This is a genomic window from Mesorhizobium sp. CNPSo 4684 (genome assembly GCF_057784315.1).
Genome location: NZ_JBWLUX010000061.1, coordinates 1 through 13,386, shown reverse-complemented (window position 1 = coordinate 13,386; position 13,386 = coordinate 1). Strand labels below are relative to the sequence as shown.

9 protein-coding genes and 3 pseudogenes are annotated in these 13,386 nt (G+C 56.9%); 6 read left to right on the top strand and 6 right to left on the bottom strand.

All coding sequences use genetic code 11. The features are described 5' to 3' along the window. Positions 1-234 precede the first annotated feature (234 nt). Positions 235-462, top strand: coding sequence for a hypothetical protein (locus AC04SG_RS32115; RefSeq protein WP_488554293.1), 228 nt, complete (start codon positions 235-237; stop codon positions 460-462). A 473-nt stretch (positions 463-935) separates the two neighbouring features. Further along, positions 936-1,073, top strand: a pseudogene (locus AC04SG_RS32110) (IS481 family transposase); the annotation flags it as partial. Here AC04SG_RS32110 and AC04SG_RS32105 read toward each other — a convergent pair. The 3 genes and pseudogenes from AC04SG_RS32105 to AC04SG_RS32095 form a co-directional block, all read right to left on the bottom strand. Further along, positions 1,066-1,423: pseudogene (locus AC04SG_RS32105) on the bottom strand (IS110 family transposase); the annotation flags it as partial. The pseudogenes AC04SG_RS32110 and AC04SG_RS32105 sit on opposite strands and share 8 nt — an antisense overlap. Positions 1,424-1,720: 297 nt before the next feature. Then, positions 1,721-2,434 carry a class I SAM-dependent methyltransferase gene (locus tag AC04SG_RS32100; protein WP_488554292.1) on the bottom strand — a complete coding sequence of 238 codons (714 nt, stop codon included), beginning with the start codon at positions 2,432-2,434 and terminating at the stop codon, positions 1,721-1,723. A 750-nt stretch (positions 2,435-3,184) separates the two neighbouring features. Continuing rightward, on the bottom strand, positions 3,185-3,922 hold the full coding sequence (locus AC04SG_RS32095; RefSeq protein ID WP_488554291.1) for a class I SAM-dependent methyltransferase: 738 nt from the start codon (positions 3,920-3,922) through the stop codon (positions 3,185-3,187). A 351-nt stretch (positions 3,923-4,273) separates the two neighbouring features. On the opposite strand from AC04SG_RS32095, the gene AC04SG_RS32090 reads away from it, so the two are divergent. The 3 genes from AC04SG_RS32090 (at position 4,274) to AC04SG_RS32080 (ending at position 6,500) form a co-directional block, all read left to right on the top strand. Continuing rightward, positions 4,274-4,693 (top strand): hypothetical protein, encoded by a 420-nt coding sequence (locus AC04SG_RS32090; protein ID WP_488554295.1) that lies wholly within the window; start codon positions 4,274-4,276, stop codon positions 4,691-4,693. Then, positions 4,645-5,499: a transposase gene (locus AC04SG_RS32085; protein ID WP_488554294.1), complete on the top strand. Its 855-nt coding sequence runs from the start codon at positions 4,645-4,647 to the stop codon at positions 5,497-5,499. Before AC04SG_RS32090 ends, AC04SG_RS32085 begins: the two co-directional genes overlap by 49 nt. A 446-nt stretch (positions 5,500-5,945) precedes the next feature. Next, positions 5,946-6,500: a GNAT family N-acetyltransferase gene (locus AC04SG_RS32080; RefSeq protein ID WP_488554290.1), complete on the top strand. Its 555-nt coding sequence runs from the start codon at positions 5,946-5,948 to the stop codon at positions 6,498-6,500. 849 nt (positions 6,501-7,349) lie between these two features. On the opposite strand, the gene AC04SG_RS32075 is transcribed toward AC04SG_RS32080, so the two are convergent. The 3 genes from AC04SG_RS32075 to AC04SG_RS32065 all read right to left on the bottom strand — a co-directional run bounded on the left by AC04SG_RS32075 (position 7,350) and on the right by AC04SG_RS32065 (position 12,603). Continuing rightward, entirely contained in the window at positions 7,350-8,345 is a 996-nt protein-coding gene (locus AC04SG_RS32075) for a D-alanine--D-alanine ligase family protein (protein ID WP_488554289.1), read from the bottom strand. An 824-nt stretch (positions 8,346-9,169) separates the two neighbouring features. After that, positions 9,170-10,222 (bottom strand): KamA family radical SAM protein, encoded by a 1,053-nt coding sequence (locus AC04SG_RS32070; RefSeq protein WP_488554288.1) that lies wholly within the window; start codon positions 10,220-10,222, stop codon positions 9,170-9,172. 1,145 nt (positions 10,223-11,367) lie between these two features. Further along, on the bottom strand, positions 11,368-12,603 hold the full coding sequence (locus AC04SG_RS32065; RefSeq protein WP_488554287.1) for an ATP-grasp domain-containing protein: 1,236 nt from the start codon (positions 12,601-12,603) through the stop codon (positions 11,368-11,370). Between the two features lie 402 nt (positions 12,604-13,005). Between AC04SG_RS32065 and AC04SG_RS32060 the strand changes: the two are divergent. Continuing rightward, positions 13,006-13,140, top strand: a pseudogene (locus tag AC04SG_RS32060) (ATPase); the annotation flags it as partial. Positions 13,141-13,386 lie beyond the last annotated feature (246 nt).

Below are 13,386 nucleotides of genomic sequence, written 5' to 3'. Positions count from 1 at the left end.
TCAACGCCAGGGCTGATTGCAATAACATAATGATCGAGGATGAGATGCCGACGGAGATGCGTGTGATTGACCCGAGGGGCTTACCGGCCTTAAAATGGCGGTGCATTGGACCCACCAGAGGCGGCCGCGTTGTGGCGGTCGCGGGCGATGCCGGCCATACTTCGTACCAAGGAGAGTGGCAAGACTTGACGATCTATCAGCGGCGACTTGCCGGTAGGCGAGATAACCCGTGTCTTGCGCGCCGATCCGGTGAGACCGGGGCTGCTCTTCGTCGGCACCGAAACCGGAATGTTCTTCAGTCTGGATGACGGTGCCCGTTGTTCGCACATGGTCGGTGGCTTGCCCGTGGCTCCGGTGTACGATCTCAAGGTCAAAGGAAGCGATCTCGTTGCCGGCACCCATGGTCGGTCCTTATGGATCCTCGATGACATCGCCCCGCTACGCTGGGCAGGGTTTTTCTAAAGTCGGTATCTCCAAGGCCGTGATAGGGTACCAAACTTGGGGAACTGGTGCCGCCACAGACGTCGTGAAGCTGGAAGACGGACAGATCGCTCGCCGTTTACCTTCGACATGATCTCGTCAATGACGGGCTGGGAGTGTCGGCGCCTCGTCGGTGCGGTCGATCGCCAGGAAGCTGTATTTTGAGCTGATGTCGTTCTCAAACTGCATTCTCACGCCCCAGGTTGCGCTCGGTCGTCGAGCCGCCCACCTAATTTGATGGTCCGCTTTCGCACGGTCGTATGCGTCTCGGTCAGGTCGAAGGGCAGGAGTTGAGCGAGCACGCAGCGGACTGCCGGTACGGCATCGACTGGCTCCACGTCGCCCCAGCCCATACAGCAGATCGCCGATCACGTGATCCGATGCCAGCCTGGTCTCGCCGAAGCACTTCCGACCATCGCCAAGGCGCGCGGTCCATAGCGAGGAGCAGGAGGCTACCTGTCGGCTACTTCCACATCGACATTGCCGAGGTCAGGGCCGAGCAGGGCAAGCTGCATATGTTCGTCGCCATCGACCGCGCCTCGAAGTTCGCCTTCGTCGAGTTGCACGAGAAGGCACCCCCACCGTCCGCAGCATCTGAAGGATGACCTGCGCATCCTTCGGGTCGTTCTTGTCCCAGCCATTGTGAAGGCTTCTCCTTCGAGCCAAGGCGACCGACGAGATCAGCCGCAGCTCGAAAGCCGGCGGGCAGCCGATGCGCGAGAGTGCGATGATAGTTGCCGGTGGCCTCGAAGCCGACAACGACGGGCCTTCCGATCGCGGCGAGATCTTCAGCAAGGCGGTCATAGTCCGCCTTTGTTGCCAATACGGACATCCGGCGACGGCGACCGCCTTCGGGCCGCTCGATCGGAACCTCCTGACGGTGTTTAGACATGTCGATCGCTACCAGCACGGCATCGGTTGCGGTAGAAAGGCGTTTGGTCATGGTCGGTCACGCTCCAAAGTGTTGTCTCGACAACTTCACTTTAGTGACCCGCTGGCCGGCATGGTCGCCATGACGGCGCGCTGCGCTACGCAGGGCCTCGAGCGCCGTCAACCAATGCTCAGCCGTTTTCCCAATGTGGGCTATGGCAGCGAGTTCACCACCCCGGTGCCGGTGGCTCGGCGGTGCCGCTGATCAAGGAGGCAATCGCCAATGGCGAGATTTTCCGCGCTCACGCCTTCGCGTCATAAGCGGAACGCTTCGAAATCAATGCGCTCCAGCAATGCCGGGACCGAACATCTAGCTCGGGCGGCGGCCCCTGAGATGCGAGGGGATGAGGTCGCCGGAATCAAGCGCTGCCTGCCGGCCTTTGGCACTGGCGACAATGCCCTCGGCCATTTCCGCGCCGATTGTCGCCGCAAGCGTCTGGCGTGCCGAACCCTCGAGCAGCGCTACCTCCTCGCGGTTGGCCTCTTGCAGTTCCTTACGGAAATCGGTGACAGTCGGTTCCGCAAAACCAGCGTCGATGAGCGCCTGGAGGGCGGTCGCGGGTTTCGTGAAGGCGAAGCCCGGTTGCGATTTCGAGAGCCATGCGTGCACGACGCGGCTCTCGGCGGCGCCCTCGGACCAGAGCCAATCCGCGCAAATGAACCAGCCGCCGGGCTTCAGCACGCGCAGGACCTCTGCATAGATTGCAGGTTTGCCAGCGATGTGCACCATCGCGTCTTTGGAGAAGACCAGGTCGAAGCTGGTATCCGCAAACGGAAGCTTTCCTGGTGTGACCAGTTGGAAGGTGACGCGTCCGGCGAGCCCCTTCTTCGCCGCCAGGTCGCGAGCTGATGTGATCAGTTGCGGCTCGACATCGATGCCGATGACCGCGGCCGCGGCGTGGTGGGTGGCCAGCAGCACGTCAATGCCGCCTAGGCCGGAACCGATGTCCAGCACGCGGTCGCCAGAAATGTCGATGCCCTCCAGCATCTGGGAGACCTTTATCGGTCCGCCCGGCGAAAGCATGCCTTCGCCCCAAATGAGTTCTAGGGCATCAGTCCACTGCTTAGGATATTGCATAGATTGTCTCTCCAGGAAGGTACGAATTGGGGTGATTTGTCTCGCCAGGCAGCATTCCGCGCAGCCGCCCAATTGAGTCTCGCTCGCTGGGGACGCGGACAACCAAGTCAGAGCTGCGCCGAGGCGTCTCTACTCTAGGTGACACGTCACAGATCAGGGCATCGCTCGGGGCCCATGTCGGGCCAAGGTGGCCCACTTCGATATTTTTCGTCGAACAGGATAGCAATCTTCCGATTTCTATCACGAAGACTTTATCTGGATGCGGAGCGAAACGACGCTGGAATTATGCGCTGATCTGACTATCTGAGCCCACATCGGAACCGTCAGTAGCTGATTGCGGCGCGGTGAAGGTGACCTGCCACTGACCATCGTTCACGTGAACCGCCACTCGCTCGAGTTCCATGTCAAGCAAAACTGCGATCGCTTAAGAAAGAAAATTTTAGGACTGCTGAACAGGCGGAATGCAGGCGCGTGTCAATAGAGAGATCGCAAAGCCATCCTGCCGACGTTCAGTGCCATTTAGTGAGCCAAGTATGACAGTGCCGATATGAAGGCTCTAGCAGGCTTCTCTGATTGGGTTAGTGAGGTCAAGCTTCATCTGCTTCTTTCTTCCGGATCATGTCGCCCCCGAGAGTCACTGGGTTCTCTTCGCGGTCGGACCGGCCCCCCGCATGACCTGCCCCGGTTCGAGGCGAATTAGAAGCCGCTTCTTCGGTAAACCGAGATATGACGTTTGGACTTTTCGGTGAACGCGCCTCCTGCCCAATCTTCCCAGCGCTCGGATAGCTTGAGCCCTACGCATTCGGCCATAGTGTCCAATTCCTGATGATAAACGTAACGCACGCGATGTGGCAAACGTTTGACGGACGTATCAGAAAACCAAAGAAGCGTTGAGGTCAAGTTTTGCTTTATTGGATCATGTACATCCGCAATGAGGATTGTGTTCTCGTCATCCAAGAGGAGTGTGCTGACTTTCTGGCCGTTGACTATGCCTTCTAGTTCCGGCACAACGATTTCGATCACCAAGACCCCTTCAAGGGATAATGCCTTTTCGGCAGATTGGAGACAACATAATTGACCTTCGCGCGTGTCAACAAGTGTAAACGTGTTATATATGCAATACACCAATCCGTAGCGTTGCTCTGTCTTGAATTTATAAATATCTCCTTTCCACGCTTTAACCAAATCCGTGTTCTCAGAAAGAAGTTTTAACATGCTATCAGAGTTATCGATACCTTCAACCCTAACGCCAAGCTTACTCAATGGAACTGCGACACGTCCGTCACCGATGCCAAGTTCAAGAGCATTGCCTTCGCCGGCGTATCGATGAAGGAATGTGATAGTCTCGTCCACTTCAGCGATCCTTCCCCGTATACCGGTATATTTTTTGTAGATTGGAGCCCATTCTTCGCCCCACATTACGTCAACAGACATTGTCGGATCTCCTGTGGTAGAGTTCATCTTGCGAATATCTTTACGTATTGACCAGTTCTCGTCCTGGCCCTGACTGCTGCGGCACGCATTCATGGAATGCGCGCCACTCTAGAGCCGGATGCTATCTCTGCTGACTGAGCGTCATCGCTGATCCCCTCGACAGGCTCAGTAGCGGCATGTCCGCCGAATTGGCCCTAAACGGGCCAATGTAGGAGCTCCGCTGCTGGGATAGATGTCGCAGGTCAACTTGCAAGTGCTATGCCAAAAAATAATGGTTCAGTTTAATGTTTTTGGACTTGCCATCCTACTTCCGTGTATGTGTTAAGACACAGTTTCGTCTGGTTGATGACAATGATCGACAGAATTGAGTGCGAAGGCACCGCCAGCGCGAAGAGGGATATTCCGGCGCGCCAGCGTGCGAGCACCCTAACACTACTTTTGCAGATTTTTAGTTCTGGGAGCGTTTTGAGGATTCCCGAGAGCGGTTTTTGCGTGATTAGAGGTCGGTTGTTGGAGGGGCCGGCCATGAACAGGGATTGGCAACTCGATCTGGAGCTGTGGCTTGAGCCGTTCGTCTCGGCGTTGAGGCACAAGACGCGTGCGCGGATGTGTCCGACCTATATTGCTGGGCTGATTGGCCTTGGGGATCGCAAGAGCATTCAACCGGTGCTCGCGACGCAGGCGTCAACTATGACCAACTGCACCACTTCATCGCGAGCGGCGTGTGGGATGCTGCGCCGCTGGAGAAGGGGTGGCGGGAACGATGTGTGACTGATCGTGGACGACACCGCGCTCCCCAAGAAGGGGCACTCGATCGGCGTCGCGCCGCAATATGCCTCGGCGCTGGCAAGAACGCCAACTGCCAGACGCTGGTGTCGCTGACGCTGGCTTCTAGCGAAGTACCGGTCATGGTGGGATTGCGGCTGTTTCTCCCCGAGAGCTGGACTTCCGATGCCGCCCGGCTCGACCGTACCATCGTGCCTACAGGACAAAACACGAAAATCGCGCTGGTCGAGATCGACCGGGCTCGCGCAGCCGGCCTACGCTTTGGCTGCGTGCTCGCCGATGCCGGATATGGCTTGAGCGCCCCCTTCCGGCAGGCGCTCACGGAGCGCGGCCAGAAGGTCTATCCCGCCGACGTGGCAATGATCTTTCCCGTTGTCGGACGTGGCCGCCCGCGCCAGCGGCATATCCCCGATGTGAAGTCGATGACCGCGCAGGCGATGCTGGAAAAAGCCCCATGGCGGACGGTCAGTTGGCGGCGTGGCACCAAAGGCCGCCCTCGGCGCGCTTCGCCGCTGTCCTTGTCCGGGTTTCAGATGGCCACCCCAGCGCATCCGCGACATGGGCGCTCAGGATCTAGCGGGCGAGGAGGTCCGGGTGATCGACGAGCACCGCTCGACCGGCGAGCGCAAATACTACCTCTCCAACTTGCCCGCCGATACCCCGCTCAAGCAGATCGCAGGCGCCATCAAGGCCCGCGGGGTCTGCGAACAGCGCATCAGCAGCTCCAGGAGGAACTTGGCCTCGACCACTTCGAGGCGCGCTCATGGATGGGCTGCACCGGCACGCGCTGATGACGATGGTCGCCTACGCCTTCCTGCAATCTCGCCGTCTCAAACAAGCGGGAGGGCGTCGGGCAAGCCATCCTCACCGCGCTCGCGCAGCCGCCCCCAATCTGTTGTCTCCCTTGCCGCAGAACCCTCTCCCCTAAAAATCTGCCAAAGTAGCGTTAGGCCGTGAACTCATAGAGGTAAATTCCATTCACTAGACCAAGATCCCGCGCTCGCCGTCAGCCGGATCCCACATCTCGCGATATAAACAGAGGAGCAGACGTGCAAAGCGCCCCCTGACGTCAACCGAAAACGCTCGCATTCCTCGACGGATCTCAGCATTCCCGAAATAAGCCTGTTGCAGAGATTTCTCGATAGCTTAATCCAACGAAGGCGCATTCTCGGCGATCATAGCCTCGTTTGTTGCGGTTCAGCTCCATCATCGGCTGGCTCAGAAGAGGACACTTCTCATGCACATCCTAGAAACGCCACGCCTGGTCCTAAGGCCGCCGTCGGATAGCGACGAGCTTCTTGTACATGAGCTCCATAGCGATCCGTTTGTCGTAAACGCCGTGACTGGAATCTATCCCACGTTAGAGCAGTCGAGAGCTGAATTGCTTCAGTTCATCAATCACTGGCAGCGACATCGTTTCGGCTTATGGCTGGTCTTCGTCAAAGATGATTGTAACGCCAGAAAATTCGTTGGCTATTGCGGATTGAGGTGCAGCGGCCTGCGTTTGCCCGAGGACCCAGATAACATAGAAATTGTAACCCGCCTGCACCTTGCGGCGTCCGGAAGCGGAATAGCAGTCGAGGCTGGAAGGGCGGTAATTAAATTTGCGTTCGAGCACCTGGGTCTTGTGAAAATTACAGCTTTTATTATCCCAAATAACTTTCGATCGCGTTTGAAAAATATGAAGATTGGCTTCGTTTACCGAGGACGAAAGTTACATAATAACAACACAAAGTTGTTTTTTATTGTTACCCCAGACACGTTTGTTTCAACCGATGAAATGCTTTCATAACGTCACATCAAAATTGTCGCTGCGCGCATGGTAAACATGGCACGTGCGATCCGCCGACCGGCAGCGATAGTTTCCTGGCGCCAGCTCGCGCATCAGAGATCTCGTCTGCGTAGAGTTTCTTAAGAGGACGGCGAACGACGCCGAGAAGGAGCCCGGCGACGAGCCATTTAGAACGGCTCATCTCTACGACGACGATAAGGCTCTCATCCGGAACTAAGGCGGCCGTCGAGCGGCATGCTGCTGCATGGGGCATCTCCTCAAATAAGGCACCAGCGTGCAATGACGCGGTGCTCCCATAGCATCTGGAAACCATCAGCCAGATGAACGATGATCCGCTCATCAGCCCGCCAGCGGTGGCGCGCTGATCAGCCCGGCCGACGCCGGAGAGTGCGACCAACGCCGTCAGCTACACCTGTATGGGGCGATGATTGTCAAGCTTGCTCCTGGTTCGTTTCTCATCTCCTCGTTCGACGGTTAGCGACCATCTCCTCGCCCCACGGCGGAGCACGCCGTCCTCGTCGGAGGTGCGGCATGAGCAAACACTTGCTGCTGGCGCCGCTCCTGGAGCCTCCTTTCGCCGACGCCTGACCAAACTGCGACGCGACTCCCGCGACCGTGGCCTGCTATCGTGACGCCTTGCGCATGTTGATTATCGTTGCCGCCACCCAGTTGCGCCAGAAGCCAGCGGCATTGGCGCTCGATGACCTCGATCGAGACCTCGTTCTCGCTTGAGGAGAAGCGAAACAACACCGATGGCTGTATGGCACACCATTTCTGTCGAGAGTAACGACCACGCCTGCACAACTACCTCCGCGAAAACGCCCTGGTTGCGATCGATGCGTCTTCGGCTTAGCGAATGCCAGTTCCGAAATATCGCGTATGCGCGACATTGAGGATGCGATTGATTAAGTTCGAGAAACTGTGTCCAGCGGTCGTCGCGGCCAAGACGTAAACGCAGGACTTGCTAACGCCGGCCATCGAGTTAATCTCGAGAACAAACGGCTGGCCGGAGCGGTCGATCCGGAGGTCAACCCGGGCGTAATCCCGGCAATGGCAGGCACGGAAGGTCGCGATGGAAATATTTCGCAGGACCGTCGCAAGTTTGCTTTCGACTTGCGCTGGGCAAGCTCTCTGCGGCGATGCGACCGCAATATGCTTCGCGTCCCAAGTCACCAGACGTGTTTCTCGGTCGCCGAAGTCATACTCCACCAGAGGCAATACCTCAGGCTCTCCGTTCCCGAGCAGAGCAACGGTGATTTCCCGGCCCTCGATATATTCTTCTACGAGCGCATCCTGGGCATAATTCGTGACGATCACTTCTACGGCCTGCTCCAACTGAGTGGGCTCATGCACGAGCTGCAACCCCAAGCTTGTGGTTTCATGACGCGGTTTTACTACCACTGGGAATCGCAGGTCGCCGGTGCTCTCGGCGCCGCGACGCATCAACCGAAAATTCGGCGTAGGCACGCCGGCATCGCGGATAAGTATCTTGGTGATCGCCTTGTCGAGGGCCAGCCCATGCCCGAGAGGGCTCGATCCAGTGTACGGCACGCCGGCCATCTCAAGCATGGCGGGAACGTGAGTGTAACGGCATTCGCCCTGAATTCCGAGTGCCATGTTGAAGACCATTCCCGAGGGGCGGGCTTGTGGATCGGGTGGCATGAACCGCTCAAGTGTAGCGATCAGTCCTTTGTCACCTTCGCATACGAGCGTCTCGTGGCCCCCGTCTCGTAGCGCCTCCGCAACGCTTTCAACCTGCTCGCGGCCATATTCCTCCCGACAAGGCTGACCGAACCGGTTGATCACACCGGTACGATCATGGTTCCAAACGACGGCTACCCGCATGAATTACTCCTTTCCATTCTTTCCGCTGTTACGTTCATTGTCCAATTGGCCGAAGACAACAGCTCATCGAGAGTGCTCGCCCAGACGTAAAATCCGAGCGAACGGTTTATTCCGGCGTATCATCCGGCTGTTCCCTCGGCTGCTAATAAGAACTCCGCCGTGCGGCGAGAGGCGCAAATCAATGGCCGCTAAGTCGTCGAAACTGCGCCAACCTGCGCGGACAGACCGCGACTTGTCAGACCTTGGTCGGTGATGCAACCGCACCCAACGCAAATCGGCCGGCATCAGGTTAAGAAGTCCTCGATGCGGATGAGGCGTTGCTGCCGCAGCGTGGCCGCGAACTCCGGATGGCTAACATACGCAGATGTTCGGTGACTGACCTGTCCATCGCCTGTGAGCGGGCACAATCAATCACGCCCTGGGTTTGTTGGTGATGGTCGTGCGACCGGGCGGCCGCTTCCAACGACGCCGGCACCGGCCTCATCACTGTTATATAGCGGATCACGCCATGGTTCCTCCGAATGCCGTTGAGCGTCGCGGGAGTTGATGGGACCGTGCAGGCGTGATGCCCGCGCCGCTGCTCTCGGTCAGCGGAACGGACGAGCAGAGGGGTTTGATCGCTCAGCCCCGATGCACTGGACTCTGAGGCGAAAAGTCTCGAGGCCGCAGCCGCCGCGCCAATTGTATTTCCCCAGGCATGAAGGATGTCAGGCAGCCCGGCTTCGGTGCGGAGCGCGAAAGCCGTCACCACCGCCTCATGGCGCTGCACCACAGAAGCGGCTGGGCTCTTATATACGTTAGTCATCACTCCATGCCTTTCGGTCTCATCGTTCGGGCAAATCGTCCAACCAGCATGCGCCCTCAAGGTGCGGCCGGGAAAAGATCCTTCCAACTTTTTCGGGGTTCTTGCTCTGGTGGTATCGCATATATACCCGCCCATCGAATCCGAGGTCTAAGACCTCGATCTTTCCTGTATAATGGGACATGATGTACTTGAATGTTTTTTCGATGCCACTGAGAAGTTGGCTGATACCGCGCGCAATCTCTATTCCGCGACGCAGCGAAACCTGGAAATGCGATGCGCCTCTCACTGGCCTAGCCTGAAACAGATAATAGGGGCGTACGCCAATTTGATGACACTTGGCAAAGGTCGCAGCCAGGACCTCTGGATCATCGTTGACGTTCGCAAGGAGGACGGATTGATTGAGGAACTGTACTTCCAGTTCGCGCAAGAAGCGAATGCTGCACTCAGCATCGGCCGAGATTTCGCCGATGTGATCGAAATGTGTAACGATGACCGCGGTCTTCCCCGCTTCGCGGATTCGTTGAAACAAAGCCGCTAGAGCGGGATCCTCGAACCGCTTGGGCTGATAGGCGACCGTTTTTGTACCGAATCGGACCGTCTCCAAGTGTGAAATTGGCAGCAGATAGTCGAGAATTTTATCAAGCTTAGCGGTGCTAAGCACGAACGGGTCACCTCCCGACAACAGCACGTTCGTCATTTCTGAGTGACCGCTGATATATCCAGCAACCTGAGCAAAATCGGTTGCAATTTCACCCGAGTCCTTGCCGACCAGGCGTTTCCGAAAGCAAAAGCGGCAGTATGAAGCGCAGCGGTCCGTTACCAGCAACAAACCAGTCTGAGCATACTTATGTTGAAGTCCAGGCACTACTGTGTTGTCATTCTCGCCGCTCGTATCCAAATCGCCGTAATTTTCAAACTCTCTGAGTGACGGTTCAATAATATATTTTAGATGGTCATAATAACCGCTGTTGATGATCTGCTCCCGATAGAATTCTGTGACATGATAACGCGTGATATTGTTGGCTCGTAGCTCATCCTCGGCGACGACGCGCCTTCCTTCGAGGAAATTCATCGCCCTAGTCTCCGGTTGCGCGTCGCGAGTTGGCGGACCGTGATTGCAGCAAAGCAGGCTCTAGACGCCGAGGTCGCCTGCGTCTTCAACTCATGATAGCATGACAGTACTGATCTCAATGAGATAGCTTCTCTCGCGTGGTTTTGGATCGTTCGAACCAGCTTCATTTAAGTTCCTCGGCCGGGCTGCAAAACGGACAGGGTTCCAATGGGACCCCTCATCCCATTAATGGCAATAGGCATGCCAGAACTGTAAAAACAGGTGTTTCGCGCCGTGCCGACAGGATAGTTGCGCTCTGGCGTGTAACGTTCCGAACACAGATGTGTGGACTGGCTACTTATGAACACACAGCAGCAGCAGGACCGTCGAATGTATAGGATCGCCTTGGGACGATGGCCACATCGGTGACATTGTGTCGCGAGGCGCCCTTCGAGGCCGGCCGAGCCGCGGTAGCTGCCTGAAGCAATCACGGGGCAGCGCGGCATGTTGTACACCGCGCAAGAAAACTGGTTCAGGAGTTGTGAAGTCCCGGCGTGCGGGTCTTCATCTTGTCCATGGCAATCAGCCGACACACTAAGTGATGCAGACCGATCGCCATCCTAAGTAAGCCTCCTGCCGACGGGTTCAAGCCGCTCCTGCCATGCCAAGCGCTCAACGCCGCTGCACCGTATGTGCGGACTGAGCTCTCCCAAGGATGGGCCTGCCGATGAACTGATCTCGCGCACCGCCCCCGGCGGCCATTACTGGCCAGGACACATCGCTCGCCGAAACCAGGACGATGTTCCGGGGGTGCCGATACTTATTGGGACGGTGGCGTCGCCTACGCACGAACTCCTCTTCCGTCAGACTGAGGTCTCCTTTCATTGCAACGGTGGTGCCACACTTCGCTGGCCCTGTTTATGTAGAGGTCTCGTGAATGTGCAAAACGGGCGCTCGACAGCTTGGGACGTCGATGTGACACTGCACGACATGCAACCTGTGTCCGCGGTTTGGGGCAGAGCACGGGGCGAATTCCGGGCGAATGAATGGGTTGGCGCGTTACGAGTCTACACAACCTTGCGCTGATCTCCGGGCACAGCGGCCATAGTGCGTCGCATCTCAGCGAATTAGTAGAACTTTCAGCACACTGCCGCGCCACGAAACTTTCACTGTTCGCCAAGGGTCGGAAATGGTGTGATCAACCAATCGATAGAGTCGACGGCGCGTTGAATTATCGCCTCGGTCCGAGCAGAGCTCGGTGAAGCGGCAATCACGTGTCCTATATAGTCTCGGTAATTGCCTTTCCTGGCGACCGGTGCACTGGGTTCAACATAGAATTTGACCTCGGCTATACCTGGCATGGCAACCGCCCGAGTACCGTCCATCCAAACTAGGAAACCATCGTGATCTGGAACGAGGAGTCGCGCAGTTGCACTGCCCGATTGCCTTCTCCTCAAATCGGGTTCGTCGCCGATCACAACCTTGATGTGCTCGTAAATGAGATCAACACCGTACGCAAGCCGAACCAGTTCAGGCCACGGCGTGCCAGGAATGCGTGGATTTACTTCAATAACGACGGGACCCCGCTTCGTCCACCGGAATTCAATGTTCGTTGGTCCCCAACCAAGGTCGAGAGCTCGTAAACAAGCCCGCGAGACATCAGCTATACACTTATACTCATTATCATTCAGCGGGGCCGGATAGGTCACTTCCCGAAAGACGAAATGGGGTGGGGGCCATAACTCAGCGGTGCAAATAGAAATGACCTCATCCCCCATGATGTCAACTTCATAGTAAGGACCTTGCGCAAATTCTTCGACCAGTAACCGCGGCGAAGATGGTAATAAGTGTTTGTTGCCCAATAGGTAAGCGGCATGTTCGGCTAGTTCATTGACGCTGTGGCATAGTCGGACACCGCAGCTTCCGCTGCCCACTGCCGGCTTGAGAATCACTGGTAGCGTCATCTCTGCTACTGAGCGTTCAATGTCAGTTGCGCCCGATGCTAAGCGATAGGCGGGTATTGGAACGCCGGCATGCGCAAGGAGCTGGCGTTGAGCGAACTTGTCACAGCATCGTTCCATTGATATAGGGTTAGGCCCAGGTAAATTGAGGTACTGGCAGAGTTTAGCAGCCGTCACACAGGCCGAATCGTCGGCGCGCGAAAACCCAGTAACGCCAGCAATATCATAGGACGAAGATAGGCGGGTACATTCGCGGAGCAGCTTATCCAGATTGTCCGTGTCGACATGGATTGCCTCAACGTTTTCCGCCGAAACATAGTCGTACTGGGCTGGATCAGCCGACAGGGTAATTGGATGAAGACCGAGACGCTTGACTGCTTCAACGTATTGCAGGCCCAGACGCGGATGCCCTTCAACCAGAATGAGAGCTCTTGTTGTCACGTCTGCTGACTCCAATGTTGCATGCTGGATTGCGGTTCTGACCGAAATTGGCCTCAGCCAACTCAGCCAACTTTAGAGGTGTGGTGAAGATACCATTGGGAACGATCGTCGGTCACAAAACTTTTGTGAATTTAGTTGACGACTGTGTTGCAATGTTTTCTCTGGCGATGAAGTACGGAGCCTTTCGAGTATTCCCATGATTTGAATTGCCGGAACCTGGAAGTGCACCCTAGACTGAAGCACAGGAAATCGTGGACAGTATCTTATGTTAAGCGTCCGCGGCCTTTTCCATTTCCTCTTTGTGGATGCTTCTGTTCTTTTTCTGCCGGGTGATATAGTTTGAGGCAAAGGAGCCGTCGCTATTGTCCCGTTCTCGCATGTTTCACTCGGGCGCTTCTTCAAGTCGTGGATGTCGTCAACAGGCTTGAGCCCAAGACCCGTGCCGGCCTGCAGGGCCGCATTGCTGATCATCTCACCTCGCTCGACTTGGTCGTCTTCGATCAACTCGGCTATGTTGTCGACCGACAGCACGATGGCGTGGGCCGGTCGGTCGACATAAAGGTGCACAGCGCTTGCGCTGATGCCAGCGGCTTGCGCCATCATGTCCGCCGTCCAGTGAGTCGTCTTCGCCCGACGAGTCCCGCAATGTCAGCGCCACCACCCGCTCGGCGACTTCAGAGCCGAGAGGCGTAATGCGCGAAGGCCGCGTCTTGTCGCGCAACAGTCTTTCAAAGCCTTCCGCGGCGAAGCGCTCCTGCCAGCGCCACACGCAGGGTCTTGGAC

Bases quoted from the DNA above. Each gene is read 5' to 3' on its own strand.
- AC04SG_RS32100 (WP_488554292.1), bottom strand. From the start codon at position 2,434: ATGCTTTCGCCGGGCGGACCGATAAAGGTCTCCCAGATGCTGGAGGGC.
- AC04SG_RS32095 (WP_488554291.1), bottom strand. From the start codon at position 3,922: ATGTCTGTTGACGTAATGTGGGGCGAAGAATGGGCTCCAATCTACAAA.
- AC04SG_RS32090 (WP_488554295.1), top strand. From the start codon at position 4,274: ATGATCGACAGAATTGAGTGCGAAGGCACCGCCAGCGCGAAGAGGGAT.
- AC04SG_RS32080 (WP_488554290.1), top strand. From the start codon at position 5,946: ATGCACATCCTAGAAACGCCACGCCTGGTCCTAAGGCCGCCGTCGGAT.
- AC04SG_RS32075 (WP_488554289.1), bottom strand. From the start codon at position 8,345: ATGCGGGTAGCCGTCGTTTGGAACCATGATCGTACCGGTGTGATCAAC.
- AC04SG_RS32070 (WP_488554288.1), bottom strand. From the start codon at position 10,222: ATGAATTTCCTCGAAGGAAGGCGCGTCGTCGCCGAGGATGAGCTACGA.